Source organism: Sphingobacterium sp. BN32 (assembly GCF_030503615.1).
GTDB lineage: Bacteria > Bacteroidota > Bacteroidia > Sphingobacteriales > Sphingobacteriaceae > Sphingobacterium.
Genome location: NZ_CP129963.1, coordinates 582,670 through 603,577 on the forward strand (window position 1 = coordinate 582,670; position 20,908 = coordinate 603,577).

The window sequence follows — 20,908 nt, forward strand, 5'->3', positions numbered from 1 at the left end:
AATGATAGTAGGCTAATTTGTAAGCCCTACAAAAATAGCCATTTAATTGATTTATCAGCTATTTCACCCAGCCTTTTTCGATCACTTCCTTCGCATGATAGGTTAGGATCGACGTTGCTCCGGCGCGCTTAAAGCTCAATAGCGTTTCTAAAATAACCTGCTCACTTAGCCAGCCATTAGCGATAGCAGCCTTTAGCATGGCATATTCACCAGAAACGTTATATGCAGCAATTGGCAAATCAAAGTTATCGTGAAGTAGTTTGATGACATCCAAATAGGGAAGACCAGGTTTAACCATTAAGAAGTCTGCACCCTCTTCCATATCCAATTGCGCCTCAATGAGTGCCTCGCGGCTATTTGCCGGATTCATTTGATAAGTTTTCTTATCGCCTTTTTTCGGAGCTGACCCTAAGGCATCGCGGAATGGACCATAATATGCCGACGCATATTTCGCAGTGTAAGACATTAGCGATACATTCGTGAAACCATTCGTATCTAACACATCGCGTAAATAGCCAATACGGCCATCCATCATGTCTGAAGGGGCGATAATATCAGCACCCGACTCTGCATGTGCCAGTGCCATCTTTCCTAATACCTCTAAGGTTTCATCATTTAAGATTTCACCATTCTCCACGATTCCGTCGTGCCCATCGGAGCTGTATGGATCCATCGCCACGTCAGTAACGACACAAGCCTCCGGAAAGCGCTGTTTTACAGCCTCAATAGCGCGTAAATATAATGTTCCCTTGCGGTAACTCTCCGTTGCGTATTTGTCTTTTAAAGACTCTTCAACGGCAGGGAATAGGTCGAATGCCTTCAACCCGATATTCATACAGCTTTCAACCTCACGCAGAAGGTTGTCGACAGAATAACGGTAAATACCAGGCATGGAGGATACTTCAACCTTTTGGTTTTCTCCATCTACAATAAACAAGGGGAAAATCAAGTTGGCAGCAAACAAATGATTCTCTTGGATCATATCTCTTACAACTGCTGATTTTCTGTTTCTTCTAGGACGGTGTATCATGATAATTATTTAAAATGAAAGGGGGCATGCCCCCTTATATATTGTTTTTAATAGTCTAATCCAAATATAGCTTCTGCTAATCCAATTTCATCTGGGGAATATGGTAGGGTATAAGGCAATCCCATTTCGCTGATTACTTTCGCGGTACTGTTTCCGATACAGATGATTTTCTGTCCCGGATCGACTAAGTTTTCACGGAAATAAGCCTCCACATTGCTAGGGCTTGTGAAGATCAATACATCGGCATTGCTCTTGTCTACCTCTTCTTCAATCACCGTTTCATAGATTGGCATATCGATAATCTTCGTATTTTCAGTCAATGCCTTGCGGATCGTCTGCAAAGAGCCTTCAGCACGTGGGAATAATACGGTCTGCCCGTCAACCAATTTCGCAAACTCCGAACCTATTCCTTCCGTATTGATACCCAGGTGATCACCGGTGAAATCAGCGGTTCTATTGAATTTACGTAAGGTCTCCTCAGATCCTCTTCCTAATACCGCAATTTTTGTCTTTTTCAAAATTAGCGGCTCTAATTTGAAGAAGTGCTCAATGGCATTTCTACTGTTGAAGAAAATCCAATCTGCGCGTTTCAGGATAAATGAATCCAGTTTATTGATGGTTGGGAAAATACGGATTAACGAACGATCGTCAACCTCAATACTATGTTTCTTTAATGAACGCGCTAAGTAGGAATTCTCATCCAAATCGCGTGTGATAAAGATTGATGAAGGTAGTTTTCTATCCTTACTGTATTTCGCAAAAATCTTCTCTGCCATACCTTCCGACGTCTCCGATTCAAAGAACACGCGATCCGGGAAGTCTTCGTTATCATCCGCAATGGAAGTCCATGATTGGAATTTTCCATCTACCTTACGGCAGTAGCTGCCCAGCGGCGCATGGCATCCGGCATCAAATAGGTTCAATACCTTACGTTCAACAGCGATTGTTTCGGCAACCTCCGCATCATTGATTCCTTGGAGGATATTGAAAAGCTCTTTGTCGTCTTCACGGATTTGAATAGCCAATACCCCTTGGGCTGGCGCTGGAACTAACATAATTGGAGATAACTCCTCAATATGAAAATCAGAAAGATCCATGTTGATACGGCTGACGCCGGCTTTAGCCAACATAATCGCATCATATTTCTCATCTCTTAATTTCTGAACGCGTGTTTGTAGATTACCACGTAAATCGTCGAACTCTAGGTCAGGACGAATAGAAAGCAACTGTGCTTTACGACGGTTAGAAGAGGTTCCGATGGTCGCCGCATGCTTTACCGAAAGACGTTTGCTGATATCAACACAGTCTTTATGGATAATCAATACTTCCGAAGGATCCTCACGGTCTGATACCGCTGCGATAATCAATCCTGGAGGATTTACAGTAGGAAGATCTTTATGTGAATGCACGGCTAAATCAATTTGTCCGGATAGCAATTCTTCTTCCAATTCTTTCGTAAAGAATCCCTTTCCTTCCAGCTTATCCAAACGTAAATGTTGGATGATATCGCCTTGCGTTTTAATAATTTTTAGTTCGGCTTCAACACCAATCTCTGCTAATCGATCCTTCACAAAGTTAGCTTGCCATAATGCCAATTCACTGCCTCGAGTACCGATGGTAAGTTTTCTATTCACGTTCAAAGATTTACAAATGAATGATTCGGTTGCAAAGTTAAGGAAATAGGGAATTAGTTCCGCCCTTTTAATGTCAGAATACCGAATAATTTATGAAAATTTTAAGACTAATTGCTCTCTGATTCTGCAGATTTCACTAGGATCTCTTTCGCCATTACCATAGGTACTTTGATGTATTTTTTCTCCATGTAATTAATGACTTTATTCAGAATTTCACGAGCTTGAGGGTCAAGTTGTTCTACCTCATTTGCAAACACTTCCGTCATCGCCATCGAACGAATTTCCTTAATCTTTTCAGGAACTTGTTTCATAGCTACTTCAACGCGACGTTGCTTCAAGATAGGTAAGAACTCCTTAATATTCTGTGCGATAATCTCCTCGGCATTCTCCAACTCATCATATCGCTCTTGGATATTCTTCTCCGCAATTTGTTGTAAACTGCTGACTTCGATATAGTGAATAGGATATTTAGCAATAACTGCCGCATCGATATCGTTAGGAACCGCTAAATCTACAATGACTTTTCTATCATCCTCGCCATTCAGCAAAGAAGCGTAAAGTTCTTCGTTAATAATTGCTTCAGGCGCACCTGTACAAGTAATCATAACGTCGAAACCTTTTTTATAATTCTTCAGCTCGCTTAATGGATAAGCCTGTCCCTGCAATTCCTTAGCTAAAGGCTCTGCGTTGGCAACGGTTCTATTGAAGATGGTAAAGTTACTGTATTTATGTTTTCTAAGGTATTTCGCTAAATTTTGATTGGTCTCACCAGAACCGATAACCAGAATTCTTGGGTTTTCTGATAATTTAACCTCACGAAGCTTGCGGTATGCTAGAGAAACAACCGAAATTGGATTACGTGAGATATTGGTGTAGGTATAAACTTCTTTCGCTGTCTTTACCAAGCGATCCATCATTAAACGAAGGAAATCGCCGGTGAAACCTGCAGCTCTGCAGCGATCGTAAGCACGACGGATCTGCGCTAAGATTTCTTTCTCTCCAACAACTAAGCTCTCTAAAGAACATGATGTGCGGAACAAGTGGTTCAATGCATCCAAGCCTTCATATTTATCAACTTGACCCAGATAGCATTGCATACGTTCAGCAGGAACGCAGAAGTTCATTTTGTCTAGAAACTGCACTACAAAATCATCGTTCAGCTCGTGCGCACCATAGAACACAAACTCTACGCGGTTACAAGTACCGATGTAGAAAATTTCCGAGATGTCTAAACTGTTTTTAAGGTTAATAAGGCGGCTATCCAACTCCTCATTGCATATAACCAAATTCCCCAAATCTTTTAGATCGACATGTTTATGGGTAAACGCTATAACTTTTAAATTCTTCAAAGCCTAATATTTCGCCAATAATTTTGTTATGCAAATGTAGATTAAAACAACATGCTAAATGTCAAAAATCTGTCAATACAGTGAATTTAGAACGATTATAAATAGTGTTAAGAAAATGTTAAAATGCTGAAATAAAGCCTATTCTGAATAGTTTTCCTGAAAAATGTGATTACAATCATAAACACGAAAGACAATAAATGACGAACAACACAGTTTTAAACTAAGGATTTGCAACAATTATAGCAGCTAAACCCCTAATAACGGTACTTATTCCCACAGATTTTTCTTATTAAATAAGCTTTAAATGCTCATATTTGTTTAAAATTAGCTTATGAAAGTTCTATTGAAACCACTTGCACTAGTAGGATTCGTCGTTGTTTTCCTATCCTCTATATTTTGTCCATTCTTAAACATTCCGTTGAAGAAAGATTGGAACCTATATCAGGTCGATACCGCTCTGTTTTTAATTACCATGGGTATCCTAGGATTAAATGTGTTACTATTCTTTATGCGCAAATTAAAAGCTTTCCAAATTTCCAGCATTGCTTTGCTTGCCTGGCTGGCATTAGCGCTCGCAGCAGTGTACTTCCAAATTAATAACTATTTCGGGATGAAACTCATCGACGGCTTAATCTCCAAAGCAGTTACGCTAAGCTGGGGATGGATAGTGATCTTTGTAGGGGCAGTCTTGATTTTGCTTAGTGTAAGAACGAAGGATTAGTTTAGACATAAGATATTAGACATCAGATATTAGAGCATGGCGCCGCATAGGCGCCTTTTTTATTGGCGATTATTTCTTTGAGTCAATCAAGGAAGGGTTAAAAGATAGACAGGATGTGGCGTCATAGGTCTTTATACTAAGTACTAACTACTAACTACTATTTCCGATTCATAACATGATAGCTTGGGGATAATAGCTCGATCTGTTCGCGATGGAAGACCTCCTGAATATTTTCTAATAGGTTGCTGTAGATGACAGCCTGCTTGCTTGGCTGTTTGGTGTATGCATTGATGGTATAAGAAATATTATTGTCATTTAGGTTTGTTTGCAAAACAAAGGGTTCCGGTTGCTGTTCAATGTGGACGGTCATAGATGCGGCTTCTATCAATAGGCTATATACTTTTTGCCAAGGTACATCATAACCTATCGTCACACTATAGTGGACAATCAATCCAGGGTTTTCTTTTTTCGCTTGATTTGAATAATTGACGGTTGTGCTGGAAAGTACCATGGAGTTAGGTACCGTAATTTCCTCATTCTTGATGGTCTTGATACGGGTTACGAGCATGGACTTCTCTAAAACATCCCCAACCGCTTCTCCGATCTTCACCCGATCGCCGATCTGAAAGGGACGCATATAAGTGATGACCAAGCCGGCAACAACATTGGCGATGGCGTTGGAGGAACCCAAAGATACCAGTATGCCGATGAATACGGTAACCCCTTGAAATGCTGGTGAGCTTGAACCCGGCAAATAAGGGAAGATCAGTACCAACATAAATGCATAAAGCACAAAACGCAGAATATTAAAGGTTGGTAAGGCCCAATCCGAATGGAAACCATTTAAATGTATGTTTCCTCGCTGCAATTCATGAAAAACATAGCGTGTAAATTTTACCAGATACTTAAAGATAAAGAATATCACTGCTACCCGGAACAGGTTTGGCAGATAATCAATGACAGAGAGCAGAACAATTTTAAGTGGGTTAAGAATCCAGCCTAGAAGCATATCTGTCCAAGACTCTGTTTCTGGAAATATGCTGAAGAGTAATGGTAGCGTGAGATAGATACTGAGCAATAAAATGATGATGTGCAGAATTGCATTTACGCGCAATAAAGCCTGTTCTATGTGCTCTGCTTTTATAATTTTTAGTTTGCGCATTCGGCGGGCAGAAAGCAAACGTTCTTTCCCCATGCTGATCTTGCTTGCCACAAATCTGAAAAAGCGATTGATGAGAAGGACCATGCCGATCATCAGCAGAAGAACAAGCGCCGCAAGGCCGATACGCTTAGCAAGATTAAGGAAGCTGTGTGCCTCGCGCTGCTTGACCACGCTTTCCTTTATTTTACTGATATAAGATTCTGCGAGCTCACTGCTGCTTTTGTTCACCCAAAGGGCATCCAATAGCCCAACACTTATAATGATGTTTTGGCCATTATAAACAATATCATAGCTCTCTTCGTTCTCCAAAACGGTTAATAATTCGGGGTCGAAATTGGGCGCGTCGAATAGCTGATAAATCTTCTGCGATATAGCGGCTGCACGATCTTTCGCGTCGAAAGAGCCTATTCTGGTATATATTGAAAATAAAGTGTCTTGATACAGCATGACCGGATAGCCAGGCGTGGTGCTCTTCAATTTATTAATTTTTGACAAGAGCGATGCTCGCTTTAAGGAGTCCGACTTTCTGGCTCGGCTGTCCATCGTCGGTTCCTCCTTAGCTAATGCTGCTTGCGCACGAATGTCTGCAATGGCTTTTAATAGCTCTGCCTGTGCTGTCGAGTCGCGATCCGATTGTATTTTCGCTTCCTTCAATAGCAGGTCTTCACTGCTCGTATTTAAAGCGATAGAATCCGCAGACTGCGCAAGCGTAGCAAACGAGAAGATGATTATTTGTAAGACACAAAAAGAGATAAAGGTTAATATTCGCATTGTTTTGGCAATAATGAACTGCTAAAATAATGAAAAATATTTCCTATAACGAGTTTTAAAGAAATAATAAGAAAATTATCGCTATTCTATGCTATTTTGGACGATGCGAAATAAAATGTGCTTTCAATTTATCCAAGCCGATATTCTCTTCAATCTTATCCAACTCCCATAACCAGGCTTTATCTGGCAGTACCTCGGATCGTTCTTTCGAGTTGATCAGATCTAAAGCCTTCACTTTGATTGTTTTTTCAATCGGTGGGACTTCGTTGTGCTGACGTCTAGACGTGCGCAAGATCTGAAATTCCAGATTTGGCCATTTATGAATATTAGCGAAATTCGCAGTATAGATCTGATGATATTCGCGGGCGGGAATAATATTGTTGTAGATACCTGTGCATTTATTGCCATTGACCTCCTTCACGGCAACTAAAAGTTCATAGCTTGTTTCATTGGCGATAAAAAACTTCACTAAGCCTTCTTTTTGTTCGCCCGTCAAGGCTAGGAAGATACCTTTGTCAATAAACTTTGTAGTCGTATTGACCTGCTGCGGTTCCTCATCTTCCTCCATACGCATATTGCCATGCACTAAAGTGATCTTATCTTGCATAACGGGTATCTCAAAGCCTGTATCGTCCGTTACCCCGACTAAGCCGTTCGCCATAAAAGCGGTAATATGTCCTTCAATTGGTTCGTCTACGAACCGTACTAAATCGCCTATTTTAAAATTCATCTCAATTTATCTATAGTAGCTATTAATCTGTGTATGTCTTCGAGCTTATTGTATAAATGTAGCCCAATTCGAATGCCTGTTCCACGTGGGAAGCATTTTATGCCTTCTGCCAATAGTTTTGGGTAGAGTGCTTGATCGAGTTGAATATTGATCAAAGCAGAGCGCAGTGGTCGGCGTGCAATTTCCGGTAATAGTAGGTCGCGCTCAGCAAGTAAACTATAGGCCTCATCGCAAAGTGTCGTTATATGTTCGCCGATTGCGTCAAACCCTAATTCTTCGAATAGCAGCAAGGATTCTTTCAGCGTACCTTGGCTCACGGTGTCCACATGTCCTGGCTCGAAAAAAGTGTCCAAAACGCTTTTATTGCTCCAGAAATCAGTGCTGGGTCTGGGAATACCTTTTAGTCCTAGCTCCAATGCCGCTTGTAGTTTTTGGTTCAACAACAAAAAACCGTTACCAAATCCCGAACATAACCATTTATAACCGCTGCAGGATAAGGCATCGATGCCTGAACGGTCGAATGCGAAATCCTCTGTGCCCAAATATTGCGAACCGTCAGCAATGATCCAGATATCAGGATATTCCTCTTTCAAGCGCCTAAAAAATCGTGGGTCTATCTTTAATCCGCTGATATATTGAACGATGCTGATCAATAATACATTGGGTTTATAATCCTCGATTGCTTTCAGGATATTTTCTTCGACCTGCTCATCCGCTTTAACGGTTTTATAGGCTAAGTTTCGTGAAATGATCGGGTAGAGGATTGATGGATACTCGCCCTCCAATGCCAAATAACGGTAATCTTTCGGCAATAAGTCGATGAGCGTAGAATAGCCGAACGAGAAATTTGGCGTCAAATAGACTTTATGTTCAGCGGTGTGAAAAACCCTTGCAATGGTATCCTTTACGGTGCTCAGAAAAGCAGTTTGCTGATCGCGTAGATCCGTATCCACCCGGAAGAATTGCTCTTCCCAAGTTCGTCGCCAGTGCAAGCTGCGTTTCGGAATTAAACCATTCCCCGAACTATTGACATAGCAAATATCTGCAGAAAGGTTAAAGTGTTCGCTGAAAGTCATAGGCATTGATTTCTTGATGTTGTATGATTGCTAAAAACTCTTCCTGCGGAATAAGGGTTGCGCCCATGCTTTCCAAATGTGCTGAATGAACCTGACAGTCGATCAGGGAGATTCCAAAATCTTCCGCTAGACTTATCAAGGCTACCTTCGACGCATTGGACACTTTGGAAAACATGCTTTCGCCGCCAAAAACATTCCCAACTTTAACGCCGTATAAGCCACCTACAAGCTGATCTTGTTCCCATACCTCGACACTATGCGCATAACCATGTTCGTGGAGCGAGATATAGGCGGCTTTCATCTCCGGTAAGATCCATGTTCCTTGCTGACCTTCGCGTACAATCCGAGCGCATTGATCGATCACCTGTTCAAATGCCTAATTATAGGTTACCTGAAATCTCTTGGATCGTAGTACTTGGCGCATACTTTTGGAAATTTTCAAATTTCCCTTCAGTATCACAAAGCGCTCATGTGGCGAATACCAAAGAATGGGTGTGTCTTCGTCATACCAAGGGAAAATACCGTTTTGATAGGCTAATAACAAGCGCTCTTCCGATAAGTCGCCTCCGATGGCTAATAAGCCGTCTTCGTCCGCCAAGCGCGGATGTGGAAAAGCCAATTGTGCTTCATCCAATAAATAAGGCATGCGTTAGGCTAAACTATTCTTCCGGTTGACGAGGCTCCTTGCTGATTTCCTCAAATATTTTGTCCATATGTTCCACGTACTCGTTAGTGTCGTCTAAGAAGAACTCCAAGTTCGGAACAATGCGCGCTTGATTTTTGATGCGTGCGCCAAGTTTATAACGTATCTCGCTAGTTTTTGAACGAATGCTATCAATATCAGCTTTCGCAGTATTTGTGTTCAAAAAACTGAGAAATACGCGAGCAATGGAGAGGTCAGGCGTTACACGCACTTTTGTTACGGTAATAAAGGCACCAGGAGCCCACGAATTCCCCTCTCTCTGAAACATCTCTGCTAAATCTTGCTGAATTACGCCGGCAAATCGTTGCTGTCTTTTACTTTCTGTTCCCATAATGATATTGAATCTGAAAACGTTTCATTACGTTTACAATTACACAAATATAGGGATTTAAAAAAAATGCTTTGTTATCTCCTTTCAATATTATGTAGAGTTTGCCGTAAAGAGACTGGAAGGACAAGGCTTGGTTAGGCTTAGGCAAGAGCTTGATTTGGTCTTGCTTTTAGTAGAGCTAATGTATAACCAAATCATAGCCCTTTCAGAGCGGCTTTGATTGGGTTATACATTGGGTTTACATTGGGTTTGAAAGGGGAGTGAGATGAAGAAGGTAGTATGGAGTGTCGTTGGATATAAGGCGTTAGATTTTTGAGTGTTGTCTGAACCAGGAAAGGAAGGGTTTTTAGGATTATCAGGATCGGATATGCTGTGTGATGAAGGACAGGATCAGCGGTCAGGTAATGTGACATATGATGCATTGTGTTTTTTCTAGGAGATGTTTAGTGAAACGTCTCTACACATTGGCGTCCATTTGGCGCCTATGCAGTTTTGAACTATATAGGCGGGAATCAGATTGGAAAGGAATCAATCCGATGAAATATTATCGTAAGATTATATCTGCACAGGGAGAGGTCACAAAAAAAGTTAATCTATCTATCTATCTATCCAAACAGCGGAAAGTGTTTGGGGTTATATCAATACCCGTAACAAGTCTACTATTGGTTGGGAATGTGAAAAAACAACTATTTGATGAATGTAGCAAGTTTCGGGTTTTCAGACATCTGCTATCTACCGTTTTAATTGGATATTTACTTTTCTTTACTCAACTGGATTTCCAATTGTTTAACCGTAGGCAATTGGCTTTTGAATTCTTTAGGTAATGCCTGTGTAAGTTTGTATTCGCTAATGCCGATCGGTTTTTGAATATCACGCAAAGAATATTCTGCATCCACCTTGTTTTTGTGCTTGCAAAGGATTAATCCGATACTTGGATTGTCCTGCTCGTTCTTAAGTTGGCTATCAATTGCCGAAAGATAGAAATTCAATTTACCTGCATATTCAGGTTTGAATTTGCCCGATTTGAGCTCTACCACGATATAGCTACGTAAATGTAAGTGATAAAAAAGCAAATCAATAAAGTATTCATTGTCGCTAACAATAATTGAATATTGTCTGCCAACAAATGCAAAGCCTTTACCTAATTCCAGTAAAAACTGCGTAATATGTTGCATCATTGCATTTTCGATTTCTCGCTCTAACGCATCATCTTCTAAACCTAAAAAATCGAAATTATAGGGGTTTTTCAGTGTTTCGACCGCCAACTCCGATTGTAGCAGGGGTAAAGTGTTCTGAAAGTTGGTAGTTGCTTTTCCCTTAGTCTGATAATACTTGTTTTTGATCGAAATCTCCAATTGTTCTCTACTCCATCCATTTTCGGCAGTTGCTTTACAATAAAATAATGCTTCTTTGGTGTTTTTGATTTTTGAGATAATAAGACGGTTATGCCCCCACGGAATTTGTGCCACAGGTTGTGGCACAAATTCGGAAACTGTATTATAAAACAAATGCCACTGTCTGATAGCATACAAATTTCGCCTTGAAAAACCGTTGATATCAGGGAAACTCAATTTAAGATCAGTTGATAATTGTTCCAAGACACCATCGCCCCAATTTGCTTCCTGTTGTTTGCTTACAATATCTTTTGCCAAATCCCAATACAACTCGATTAGCTGTGTATTTACACTTACAGCAGCTTTTAGCTGTGCCGATTTGATTTTCCGCTTAATAGCTTCAAGCCATTTGTTGTATTGGTTTGTCTTGATTGCTTGTGACCTAGGCATTTTGAAATAATATATTTTGCTTAAGTAAATTTAACAATAATAGGGATTGCAGGGATCATTGTATTCCCATTAACTTCCTCGTTTTCTGTTTTTCTTATTTTTCTTTATTCGGCCGGCAAATTCCTGTTTTCTGTAGTCTTCGCCATGTGGTTCCGGCAGTAACCCACCCATCGGTCTATCCATAAATCATCGGTTTTAAAAAGAGTATGGGACTCCTCAACTTGATCCTCCCTATTATTTACTAAAATAAAAAAGCAACTCCAAAAGGTTTGCATTTTTTGTGCTCCCGCTGGTACAAAACTCCTAAATAATCCCAGCCTCGTTTATCTAAAAATTAGCGCATAAAAAAAGACTTGTCGTGGGCATAGTGACAAGTCTTCAAATCAAAATTAGTTTATAATTGGATAGAATAATATTTTTCAAGTTTTAAGACTTTTTGGGTCTATCATGTTTAGTATTTCTAGGTGGTTATTAACGTGAGTAGTAACTCACTATTTGTTTTTTCATTCCCCTTTACATCACAAACATAGGGCTTTAATTCAGACCCTACAAGATGTTTTTTAAAAAAAAGTAAGTGGTTACTTAATTTGATTTAACATTTTTTAACTCTAGTTGATTAGTAGATTTTAGGCGAATTCTCTGTTTCATCTTATTAAGTTTTTGTTGTTTTTAGATTAAAAAACGGCGTTTTTGAATATCTCAATGCGATATGTTAAACCTGGGCAGTGTATGGGATTAATTGAAAAACAATGCGAAAAACTACCTGTTTTTGTCTGTTTAATTGGTATTTTTGTTTCTCAAATTATTGATGATGAAGATTTGGCAGAAAAATATTGACGTGGATTCTTTTGTAGAATCCTTTACAGTTGGGCGCGATCGTGAGATGGACTTGCAACTTGCGGGTGCTGATGTTTTGGGTTCTTTGGCGCATACAAAAATGCTAGCAAGCATTGGATTGATGAGCGCGGAGGATCTTGCTGCGGTTCAGCGAGAACTGAAAAATATTTATCAAGAGGTATTGGACGCGGAGTTTCAGATTGAGGATTCGGTAGAGGATGTTCACTCGCAAGTGGAGATGATGCTGACGCAGCGCATCGGTGAGGCGGGGAAGAAAATTCACTCCGGCAGATCGAGAAATGATCAGGTTTTAGTGGACCTTAAGCTGTATTTCCGTTCAGAGATTGAAAGCATCTTTAAGAACACAGAAATTTTGTTTGAGCAATTAATAAGCTTGAGCAATCAATATAAGTCGGTTTTAATGCCAGGATATACGCACTTGCAGATTGCCATGCCGTCCTCTTTTGGATTATGGTTTGGAGCATATGCAGAGAGCTTAGTAGACGATTTACAATTGTTGAAGGCTGCTTGGGCAGTCTGCAATAAAAATCCGCTAGGCTCGGCGGCGGGCTATGGTTCTTCGTTTCCGTTGAACCGCACCATGACCACCCAATTATTAGGGTTCGAGGATTTGAACTATAATGTGGTCTATGCACAAATGGGACGAGGCAAGACGGAAAGGATCTTAGCGCAGGCGATGAGTTCCATTGCAGCGACATTAGCGAAGTTTGCAATGGATGTAACCTTATTCATCAATCAAAACTTTGGCTTTATTTCCTTCCCGGCCCATCTAACAACGGGATCCAGCATTATGCCGCACAAGAAGAACCCGGATGTTTTTGAATTGATTCGCTCTCGCTGCAATAAGATTCAGGCATTGCCAAATGAAATTGCTATGATGACGACCAACCTTCCGGTTGGCTATCATCGCGACTTGCAGTTGTTGAAGGAAAATCTTTTCCCAGCATTCCAATCTTTGAACGATTGCTTGGCGATTGCGACTTACATGCTACAGAATATTACGATCAAGGATAATATATTGGATGACCCAAAATACGATTACCTGTTCAGTGTAGAAGTGGTAAACAATGAGGTATTAAAAGGAGTACCGTTTCGCGAGGCTTATAAGAATATTGGCTTAGCGATTGAAGAGGGTAATTTTAATCCTTCGAAAGAGGTGCAGCATACGCATGAAGGCAGTATCGGCAATCTATGCAATGATCAGATCGAAAGAATGTTTTCGGAAGTCAAGCAGTCCTTCGGTTTTGAGAAGGTTCATCAGGCTTTAGAGGATTTGCTGAAAGCTTAACGGCTTGATAATCTGATAGTGATAATTTATTCTTATTTTTGATTCTAATTGAAAATCGTAATGGGAATAGTTGAGACATCGAGCAAAAAGTTTAAAAAAAATCAGAAGGAATTTTTTGAACTAGCGGATCTTGGGCAACAGATAATTATTAAGCGTGGGAAAAAGCAAGCTTACCTTTTAACTCCTGTTTCTGAAGAAGAGTTATCTTTCGGCCGAGAAATGAGTGAAAGACTCCAATTGTCTGAACAGCAATTTAAAGATGGTGATTTCGTGAGAATAAAATCTCAAAATGAATTGAAAGCTTTTTTAGAAAACCTCTAGATGTACGATCTCATCTTCACCTCTTCGGCAATCTCTGATATTAAATTTTTAAAAAAGACAGATCAAGCGGCGTAAAGGAAGGTTGAGAATTAGAAGAATTGAGGATTCATCCAAGGAGTGGAACTGGTAAACCGAAAATTAAGAAGCATAACCTTGCTAGACTTTATTCAAGGCGAATTACTAAAAAACACAGATTAGTGTATTTAATCAATGATTTAGAAATTTTTGTCCATATAATATCCGCAAAAGGCCATTATGGCGATAAATAAAACTTTCATGTTTCCATTGAAACACCAACAGCGATGAAAGTTCTTGATGGCCTTTGAAAACAGACGCTTTCAAAAAAAAAGGAGGTTTTTAAACCTCCTTTTTTATGCTGAATTTATATCTAATGGTGCTTTGAAATTCCTCACCTGGCTGTAAAATAACAGAAGGGAAGTTGGCATGGTTCGGGCTATCCGGATAATGTTGCGCTTCGAAACAAAGTCCGCCATATCTTAAATACTTGTGCCCTGTTTTTCCTACATCGTCGGCTAAGAAATTCCCTGCATAAAGATGTATTCCCGGTTCTGTCGTAAATACTTCCAATAGTACACCACTTTCTTTCGAATAAGCCGATGCTACGGCAACCGTTGGTGGTTGATTGTTGACAAAGGTGTGGTCAAAGCCGCCTGCATAGCGCAACTGTGCTTCATTACTATCGATATAGTCAACAATTTTTTTGGCTTGTCTAAAATCTAACGCCGTTCCTTCTACCGGGAATATTTCGCCGGTTGGCACCTGGTTTTCATCAATAGGGACAAATTCTTCCGAATTGATGAATATTTCATGGTTCAGGACATCGCCATTCCCTTCTCCGTTGAGGTTGAAGTAGGCATGGTTAGTAAAGTTGATGATCGTCGGGGCGTCAGTTGAAGCTCTGAAATGGATAACTATCTCATTTTCGTTGGTCAGCTCATACGAAACCATGGTTTTTAATTCGCCTGGAAATCCTTCTTCACCATCAGGGGAGATATAATAGAAATCCACCACCTTTTTAAAGCTGACCTGTCTGTCCCACACGCGGTTATGGAAGCCTCCCGGTCCTCCATGTAAACTATTGCTGCCATTATTCTTCGCTAAAGTATATTCCTGCTCATTGAGCGTGAACTTTCCATTTGCAATTCTGTTACAAAAGCGGCCTACGGTAGCACCGTGATAAGGTTCTTGCGCGTTCAGATAGCCGTCCATACTCGAGAATCCGAGCACGACATCGATTAAGTTGCCGAACTTATCGGGCACCAAAGCACTTACCAGTCTGGCACCGTAGTCTGTGAGGGCTACCTGCATGCCTGCTCGGTTGGTAAGTGTGATCAGATGGGTATTCTTACCCTGGATACGGCTTTCAAAATCTTTTTTCTCGGGGAGTTTATAAACAGTCATTTTACGAAGGATTTCTATCCCTAAAGATAGCAATAAAGCGATGTTTAGCCAAAAGAAAAACTTGAGCATTCGCTGTGTATTTCGTAAATTAATGGAAAATAAGCGTAATGAAACCCATATATACTTATTTCATCACGATAGCCATTCTCTTAATGCTGATTGGCTTTTTTTCCGTCTCGCCGGATTCGGCATTTATCATCGAGCCGAAGGTTGGTTGGGTACTTACGGTTCCGTTGAAGGAGACCGTCTTTGCACTTGCATTCTTTGCGATATTATTCAGCGTGCTTTATCGCTATACGGAGCATTTGCTCTATTCACACCGCTGGTCGATTATGCATTTCATCTGTTTTGTATGCCTGTCGCTTAATTTCTATACCTGGAATGCGCTGTCTAATCGTTTTGTTATGCGCTTTGAAGAGCTAAAAGAGAATGCCCAACAGGTGAAGCAATTAGGCGAGATGTTTATGCGTGTCGAGGGTTTTTACAGCATTTCATTTTTCGTTCTTATTTTGATGCAAGGGCTGTATTTGTTGAATTTATCTGTGGGGATGATTTATCAAAAAAGGGGCGATCTGTCCTAAGCTCCCGTTTTTAAAATGTATATTTGCCTAGCAAAATCTGATATTTTTAATGAATTGGAATCAGTTAATATCGGCAAAGCGCTGGGGATATGAGCATCGGGAGCCAAGCGAACATTTTGACGCCCGCTCGGAATTTCAACGCGATTACGATCGCCTAATCTTTTCCTCACCTTTTCGTCGTTTACAAAATAAAACCCAGGTTTTTCCACTTCCTGGTGTGGTGTTCGTTCATAACCGATTGACCCATAGTTTGGAGGTTGCCTCGGTTGGGCGCTCGCTTGGTCGTTTGGTCTACAATCTTTTGAAGAAGAAGCATCCGAACATTGATCAGGAAGCACCATTCTTACAGGAGGTGGGCAATATCATTTCAGCAGCCTGTCTATCGCACGACTTGGGCAATCCTGCCTTCGGTCACTCCGGCGAAGCAGCGATTTCTACGTTCTTCACCGATGGGAAGGGCGTAAAATATCAGGAGATGGTTTCTAAGGAGCAGTGGGCAGACCTGACACATTTTGAAGGGAATGCGAATGCTTTGCGCATTTTGACGCATGCCTTCAACGGGAAGGACCCGAAAGGTTTTGCCTTGACTTATACCAGTCTTGCTTCCATCGTAAAATATCCTTGCGCGGCAATTGATGGCCATGTTAAAGGATCGCATCATCGTAAGAAGTATGGTTTTTTTGATTCAGAGAAAGCAGCTTTCGAGCAGATTGCGGCAGAACTTGGCATCGCCAAAGATCCGCAGAATCCGAAGGGCTATATGCGCCATCCCTTGGTTTATTTGGTAGAAGCGGCAGATGATATCTGTTATAATATCATTGATTTGGAGGATGCACACCATCTGAAGATTTTAGCTTATCAGGAGGTTGAAGATTTGTTGTTGCCTTTATGTGCAGGCGAGGATCTGCGTGCGCGTTTGGATAGCTTAGCCGACACGGCCAGTAAGGTTTCCCTATTGCGAGCAAAAGCAATCAATACATTAATCAATGGCTGTGCGCAAGTATTTGTCGACCGCGAGGAGGATTTTCTCGCCGGCACATTCGACAAAGCTTTGATGGACGCCTTGAATCCGGATATCGTTGCTCATATGCAGAAGATATCTGATATTTCGGTGAAGCGTATTTATAACGCGCCAACCGTCGTACAAATTGAAATAGCAGGTTTTAAAGTGATGAACGCTCTTTTGGAAGAGTTTGTTCCCGCTTACCTTAAAACAAATAAATCCATGTTCGATAAAAAGTTGGTCGCGATGATGCCCGAGCAGTTCCACTCCGAAAAAGAGGATACCTACTCGAAAATCAGAGCAGTGCTCGACTTTGTATCCGGCATGACGGATGTCTATGCCGTAGACTTATATAGGAAGATAAAGGGGATTTCTATAGCCTCGTTGGACTAGTATTTAGTAGTTAGTATTTAGTAGTTAGACCTATGCTGGCTACTATTTCGTTAGCATTTGGTGATTAGTAGTTCTGGGTCTTAATACTAAATACTAACTACTAAATACTACCAAAGTTTCTACAGTAAAATGAAAGTAGTAATAGCAGAGAAACCCTCCGTTGCGCGCGATTTGGCGAGAGTTATGGGCGCCAAGGAGGTTAAAGATGGATATATTGCCGGGAATGGGTATGCTTTTACCTATGCTTTTGGGCATTTGGTGCAGTTGTGTACTCCGCAGGCCTATGGATTTCACAATTGGTCGATGAAGAATCTGCCGATTATTCCGGCGCAGTTTGCGTTGGAGGTGAAGAAGGTCCGTAAGGATGGGAAGCAGATGGATGATGCGGGTGCTTTGAAGCAGCTGAACACCATCAAATGGTTATTGGAGCAGGCAGAAGAGATTATTGTGGCGACGGATGCCGGGCGCGAAGGGGAGTTGATCTTTCGCAATATCTATTATTATTTAAAATCGAATATACCGTTCAAGCGTTTGTGGATTTCTTCGCAAACGGATAAGGCCATTAAGGAAGGTTTTGCCAACCTGAAGGAGGGCACGGAGTACGACAGCTTATATATGTCGGCTCGCTCGCGCTCGGAATCGGATTGGTTGATTGGGATCAATGCTACACAAGCGTTGACCTTAGCTGCTGGCAATAAGGGATTGCTGTCTTTAGGTCGGGTGCAGACGCCTACATTGGCGATGATCTGCTCTCGGTATTTAGAGAACAAGGATTTTAAGCCGCAGGCTTTTTATAAGATACAGGCGGGCTTCGAGAAGGAGGGCATACAGTTTAAGGCGACTTCCAACAAAATCGATAAGAAGGATCTTGCTGAGGAGACGATTGCGAAGATTCAGGTGGGGAGCACTGCGAAGGTCGTAAATGTGGAAGCGAAGGAGACCAAGGAACAGCCACCTTTACTTTTCGATTTGACCTCCTTGCAACAGGACGCGAATAAGAAGTGGGGCTATTCTGCCGATCAGACCTTGAGCATCGCGCAGACCTTGTATGAGAAGAAAGTCATTACTTATCCGCGTACGGGTTCTCGCTATATCGGTGAAGACGTTTTCGAGAAGATCGACGAATTATTCCAGCATCTAGCAGATACCGCGCAGGAGAGCATTGCACTAATCTCTAAGAATTTGATTGGAGCTAGGCTAAACAAGCGTTCTGTGGATGATAAGAAGGTAACAGATCACCATGCGCTATTGGTTACGGATGAGAAACCCGGGCCGATGCCTATGGATCAGCAGAACATCTATAATATGATCGCCAAGCGGATGGTGGAGAGCTTTTCGGAGGTCTGCTTGAAAGATATTACAACGGTGACCATCGATGCTGCCGGCGTGGAATTGATTGCGAAGGGGACTGTTATCCGACAATATGGCTGGCGCTTATCTGCCGATCAGATCGAAGCGCCCGATGAGGATAAGAATACCGATGATCAGGATAATGAGAATGCGCAATTACCAAAGCTTACGGCGGAAGAATTGTTGGAAATATTGACCTTGGAGCTGGCCGAGCGTTTTACGAAAGCAAGGCCAATTCATACGGAGGCTTCCTTGCTGAAGGCGATGGAAACCTCAGGCAAGGAGATTGAAGACGATGAGATGCGTCAGGCGATGAAAGACTGCGGTTTGGGAACTCCTGCAACTCGCGCAGCGACGATCGAGACTTTATTTCAACGGGATTACATCAAGCGGGATAAAAAGAAGCTGATCCCGACGGAGAAAGGATTGGCGGTTTATTACTTAGTGAAAGATCGTTCGATTGCGAAAGTTACGCTGACCGGTAAGTGGGAGCAGAAGCTGGAAGAGATGCGCGCTAATAAGGTGAGCTACGATGTGTTTATGAAGCACATCAAAGATTATACAGTGAAGATTACTTCGGAGTTGATGCAGTTGCGGGTAGCGATAGCGCATGAGGAGTTGAAGCCACAGCAAAAGGGGAAGATTAAATGTCCGAAGTGTTCGGCGGGTCAGGTGCAATTGTATGATAAGGTGGCACAATGCGACCATTATGCTAGAGGCTGTGATTTTAAGATATGGAGAACATTGCACGGGGTATTCCTGGATGAGAAAGAGATGAAGAGTCTTTTGGAGAAGGGGAAGACTTCCGAACTGAAGGGCTTGAAGAATACGGATGGCTCCATGGTGAATGCTTCTTTATTGTTGGAAAATTTTAAAGCGGTTATTGGCTAAGGTCATTCGACCGTAATATGTTTTTTCCTATACTTTTCCAATAATCATTTCTATTAACTTTGCGGGCTATGGCAACAAAACTTTACAATCCTTTTTTAGATTTTAAGTTCGATAATAAAACCTGTTTCTTGACAGGGGAGACATTGCAATCTGAGGATGAGCAGATTCAGGTGTTCCCGATGTGGATGATGCGTGCTTTTGATCTGGAGGAGAAGCCTTTCAAGATGCTTGATGAGAGCTTTAGTACCTATAAAAAGCTGCAGCTTCCCTGTTCTACAAGGGCTGCCGCGGCTATCGCAGCGGTGGATCGTTTGGTTGAGCATGCTGTAGAGCAGGGCTATGAAGCTGTTCGCCAACTCGATCAGGAAGTTTTGTTTCAGTGGATTGGAAAGATACTCTATGGGGTAGTTTTTAATGAAATACAGGCGGGTATCCGTCAGGCAGTAATGACCGGTGAGGAGCTGAATTTCTCGCAAGCCTTAGTTCTGAAATTCAGGAACCTGCATGCCATGCTGCAGTCTATGGTAATCCCAATGGAGTTTGAGCATAAGAATCCATTTACTATTGAGGTTTTCCATGTTGATAATGCCGAAGATACCTTCCTATACCGTGATGAAATCAATACCCTGATTTTCTCCTTGCGGATGAAAGACTTTGGCTTGATTGCTACGCTTCAGGATAACGGAACAAATGCGATTTACCATGAAGAGGCCTTGGCTTTAACAAAGGGTAAGAAGTTGCATCCGGTTCAATTTGAAGAGATCGGTGCCAAGTATTTTTATACGGCCTACTTATTTAACCGATTGCCTGAATACACCTATATGGAGGTTGGCGACAAGGTATATGTAGAGCCGATGCCACTGAACGACTGGACGATGAAGCCGATATTTGATAACTGGCAAGCGAAGACCTATGGTCAGGTTTTGGAGAACTTCTGGAAACCTTGGGGCTATACCTTGTTTGAGATTATAAAGGATCCTGAAAATCCGATGAGTTTTATTAAGGACGGTGAGGGGAAGTTTAATACCGTTGATGATCTTCCTCGTTAATTTTTCGTAAATTTAAAAATGATACATATTATTCTCACTTCCATTGCCTTATTATTTGTTTCCTTGGCATTCGCTCAGGAGCGTGTGGAAAGTGTGGAGATCGACACAAGTATTGTCCGCAATGTGGACAAGGTTCCGGAGTTTGTTGGTGGCGTTTCGGCATGGTCGAGTTTCATAAGCCGAAGCTTTGATGCTTATGACGTTATATCGCAGCTAGACAGCACGGACTATGTTGATTTCGGGATTCGACAAACGGCGATTATGGAATTTACGGTTTGCGAGGATGGATCTATTTGTGATATCCGCGTAGCGAATGAAGATAAAATAAGTCCTGCTTTCGCAAAGGAAGTCTTAAGAGTCATGAAGCGCTCGCCGAAGTGGCATCCAGGATTAAAAAATGAAAAGGCCGTGAGGACAAGAATTCGGCAGAATATCGTTGGAGATTTTGAATTAAAATAAAA

General features: G+C 41.5%; 18 protein-coding genes and 1 pseudogene. 9 read left to right on the forward strand and 10 right to left on the reverse strand.

The genetic code is table 11. The features are described 5' to 3' along the window. Positions 1 to 58 precede the first annotated feature (58 nt). The 3 genes from hemB to hemA form a co-directional block, all read right to left on the reverse strand. Complete coding sequence (gene hemB, locus QYC40_RS02510) at positions 59 to 1,030, reverse strand: porphobilinogen synthase (protein WP_301992222.1); 972 nt, start codon at positions 1,028 to 1,030, stop codon at positions 59 to 61. 47 nt (positions 1,031 to 1,077) lie between these two features. Further along, entirely contained in the window at positions 1,078 to 2,664 is a 1,587-nt protein-coding gene (hemC, locus tag QYC40_RS02515; protein WP_301992224.1) for a hydroxymethylbilane synthase, read from the reverse strand. A gap of 107 nt (positions 2,665 to 2,771) precedes the next feature. Continuing rightward, positions 2,772 to 4,013 carry a glutamyl-tRNA reductase gene (hemA, locus tag QYC40_RS02520; protein WP_301992226.1) on the reverse strand — a complete coding sequence of 414 codons (1,242 nt, stop codon included), beginning with the start codon at positions 4,011 to 4,013 and terminating at the stop codon, positions 2,772 to 2,774. Between the two features lie 331 nt (positions 4,014 to 4,344). On the opposite strand from hemA, the gene QYC40_RS02525 reads away from it, so the two are divergent. Further along, positions 4,345 to 4,734 carry a hypothetical protein gene (locus QYC40_RS02525; protein WP_301992227.1) on the forward strand — a complete coding sequence of 130 codons (390 nt, stop codon included), beginning with the start codon at positions 4,345 to 4,347 and terminating at the stop codon, positions 4,732 to 4,734. Between the two features lie 157 nt (positions 4,735 to 4,891). On the opposite strand, the gene QYC40_RS02530 is transcribed toward QYC40_RS02525, so the two are convergent. From QYC40_RS02530 to QYC40_RS02555, 6 genes and pseudogenes are all read right to left on the reverse strand, one after another. Next, entirely contained in the window at positions 4,892 to 6,667 is a 1,776-nt protein-coding gene (locus QYC40_RS02530; protein WP_301992228.1) for a mechanosensitive ion channel family protein, read from the reverse strand. Between the two features lie 91 nt (positions 6,668 to 6,758). Next, entirely contained in the window at positions 6,759 to 7,397 is a 639-nt protein-coding gene (locus tag QYC40_RS02535; RefSeq protein WP_301992229.1) for a hypothetical protein, read from the reverse strand. Beyond that, positions 7,394 to 8,473, reverse strand: coding sequence for an aminotransferase class V-fold PLP-dependent enzyme (locus QYC40_RS02540; RefSeq protein WP_301992230.1), 1,080 nt, complete (start codon positions 8,471 to 8,473; stop codon positions 7,394 to 7,396). Before QYC40_RS02540 ends, QYC40_RS02535 begins: the two co-directional genes overlap by 4 nt. Continuing rightward, positions 8,451 to 9,119, reverse strand: a pseudogene (gene aat, locus QYC40_RS02545) (leucyl/phenylalanyl-tRNA--protein transferase). Before aat ends, QYC40_RS02540 begins: the two are co-directional and overlap by 23 nt. 13 nt (positions 9,120 to 9,132) lie before the next feature. Next, on the reverse strand, positions 9,133 to 9,507 hold the full coding sequence (rbfA, locus tag QYC40_RS02550) for a 30S ribosome-binding factor RbfA (RefSeq protein WP_301992231.1): 375 nt from the start codon (positions 9,505 to 9,507) through the stop codon (positions 9,133 to 9,135). 752 nt (positions 9,508 to 10,259) lie between these two features. After that, positions 10,260 to 11,291: a YhcG family protein gene (locus tag QYC40_RS02555; protein WP_301992233.1), complete on the reverse strand. Its 1,032-nt coding sequence runs from the start codon at positions 11,289 to 11,291 to the stop codon at positions 10,260 to 10,262. Between the two features lie 811 nt (positions 11,292 to 12,102). Between QYC40_RS02555 and argH the strand changes: the two genes are divergently transcribed. The 3 genes from argH (at position 12,103) to QYC40_RS18560 (ending at position 14,027) form a co-directional block, all read left to right on the forward strand. Beyond that, complete coding sequence (argH, locus tag QYC40_RS02560) at positions 12,103 to 13,437, forward strand: argininosuccinate lyase (protein WP_301993686.1); 1,335 nt, start codon at positions 12,103 to 12,105, stop codon at positions 13,435 to 13,437. A 60-nt stretch (positions 13,438 to 13,497) separates the two neighbouring features. Next, on the forward strand, positions 13,498 to 13,758 hold the full coding sequence (locus tag QYC40_RS02565) for a hypothetical protein (protein ID WP_301992235.1): 261 nt from the start codon (positions 13,498 to 13,500) through the stop codon (positions 13,756 to 13,758). A 98-nt stretch (positions 13,759 to 13,856) separates the two neighbouring features. Beyond that, entirely contained in the window at positions 13,857 to 14,027 is a 171-nt protein-coding gene (locus QYC40_RS18560) for a type II toxin-antitoxin system YoeB family toxin (protein WP_367652314.1), read from the forward strand. 88 nt (positions 14,028 to 14,115) lie between these two features. Here QYC40_RS18560 and QYC40_RS02570 read toward each other — a convergent pair whose 3' ends face one another. Further along, positions 14,116 to 15,180 carry an aldose epimerase family protein gene (locus QYC40_RS02570; RefSeq protein ID WP_301992237.1) on the reverse strand — a complete coding sequence of 355 codons (1,065 nt, stop codon included), beginning with the start codon at positions 15,178 to 15,180 and terminating at the stop codon, positions 14,116 to 14,118. Positions 15,181 to 15,287: 107 nt separating this feature from the next. Between QYC40_RS02570 and QYC40_RS02575 the strand changes: the two genes are divergently transcribed. From QYC40_RS02575 to QYC40_RS02595, 5 genes are all read left to right on the forward strand, one after another. Next, a complete protein-coding gene (locus QYC40_RS02575) occupies positions 15,288 to 15,761 on the forward strand; it encodes a hypothetical protein (RefSeq protein WP_301992238.1) in 474 nt (157 codons plus the stop codon). 49 nt (positions 15,762 to 15,810) lie between these two features. Then, a complete protein-coding gene (locus QYC40_RS02580) occupies positions 15,811 to 17,157 on the forward strand; it encodes a deoxyguanosinetriphosphate triphosphohydrolase (RefSeq protein ID WP_149527092.1) in 1,347 nt (448 codons plus the stop codon). 129 nt (positions 17,158 to 17,286) lie between these two features. After that, a complete protein-coding gene (locus QYC40_RS02585) occupies positions 17,287 to 19,398 on the forward strand; it encodes a type IA DNA topoisomerase (RefSeq protein ID WP_301992240.1) in 2,112 nt (703 codons plus the stop codon). 68 nt (positions 19,399 to 19,466) lie between these two features. Then, positions 19,467 to 20,447: a hypothetical protein gene (locus QYC40_RS02590; RefSeq protein WP_301992241.1), complete on the forward strand. Its 981-nt coding sequence runs from the start codon at positions 19,467 to 19,469 to the stop codon at positions 20,445 to 20,447. 18 nt (positions 20,448 to 20,465) lie between these two features. Further along, positions 20,466 to 20,906: an energy transducer TonB gene (locus QYC40_RS02595; RefSeq protein ID WP_301992244.1), complete on the forward strand. Its 441-nt coding sequence runs from the start codon at positions 20,466 to 20,468 to the stop codon at positions 20,904 to 20,906. Positions 20,907 to 20,908 lie beyond the last annotated feature (2 nt).

What these genes read in the sequence shown, in the direction of transcription:
- QYC40_RS02595 (WP_301992244.1), top strand. Translation starts at nt 20,466, where the DNA reads ATGATACATATTATTCTCACTTCCATTGCCTTATTATTTGTTTCCTTG.
- QYC40_RS02590 (WP_301992241.1), top strand. Translation starts at nt 19,467, where the DNA reads ATGGCAACAAAACTTTACAATCCTTTTTTAGATTTTAAGTTCGATAAT.
- rbfA (WP_301992231.1), bottom strand. Translation starts at nt 9,507, where the DNA reads ATGGGAACAGAAAGTAAAAGACAGCAACGATTTGCCGGCGTAATTCAG.
- QYC40_RS02585 (WP_301992240.1), top strand. Translation starts at nt 17,287, where the DNA reads ATGAAAGTAGTAATAGCAGAGAAACCCTCCGTTGCGCGCGATTTGGCG.
- argH (WP_301993686.1), top strand. Translation starts at nt 12,103, where the DNA reads ATGAAGATTTGGCAGAAAAATATTGACGTGGATTCTTTTGTAGAATCC.
- QYC40_RS02540 (WP_301992230.1), bottom strand. Translation starts at nt 8,473, where the DNA reads ATGACTTTCAGCGAACACTTTAACCTTTCTGCAGATATTTGCTATGTC.
- QYC40_RS02530 (WP_301992228.1), bottom strand. Translation starts at nt 6,667, where the DNA reads ATGCGAATATTAACCTTTATCTCTTTTTGTGTCTTACAAATAATCATC.
- hemB (WP_301992222.1), bottom strand. Translation starts at nt 1,030, where the DNA reads ATGATACACCGTCCTAGAAGAAACAGAAAATCAGCAGTTGTAAGAGAT.
- QYC40_RS02555 (WP_301992233.1), bottom strand. Translation starts at nt 11,291, where the DNA reads ATGCCTAGGTCACAAGCAATCAAGACAAACCAATACAACAAATGGCTT.
- QYC40_RS02570 (WP_301992237.1), bottom strand. Translation starts at nt 15,180, where the DNA reads ATGACTGTTTATAAACTCCCCGAGAAAAAAGATTTTGAAAGCCGTATC.
- QYC40_RS02525 (WP_301992227.1), top strand. Translation starts at nt 4,345, where the DNA reads ATGAAAGTTCTATTGAAACCACTTGCACTAGTAGGATTCGTCGTTGTT.
- QYC40_RS02565 (WP_301992235.1), top strand. Translation starts at nt 13,498, where the DNA reads ATGGGAATAGTTGAGACATCGAGCAAAAAGTTTAAAAAAAATCAGAAG.
- QYC40_RS02575 (WP_301992238.1), top strand. Translation starts at nt 15,288, where the DNA reads ATGAAACCCATATATACTTATTTCATCACGATAGCCATTCTCTTAATG.
- QYC40_RS02535 (WP_301992229.1), bottom strand. Translation starts at nt 7,397, where the DNA reads ATGAATTTTAAAATAGGCGATTTAGTACGGTTCGTAGACGAACCAATT.
- QYC40_RS02580 (WP_149527092.1), top strand. Translation starts at nt 15,811, where the DNA reads ATGAATTGGAATCAGTTAATATCGGCAAAGCGCTGGGGATATGAGCAT.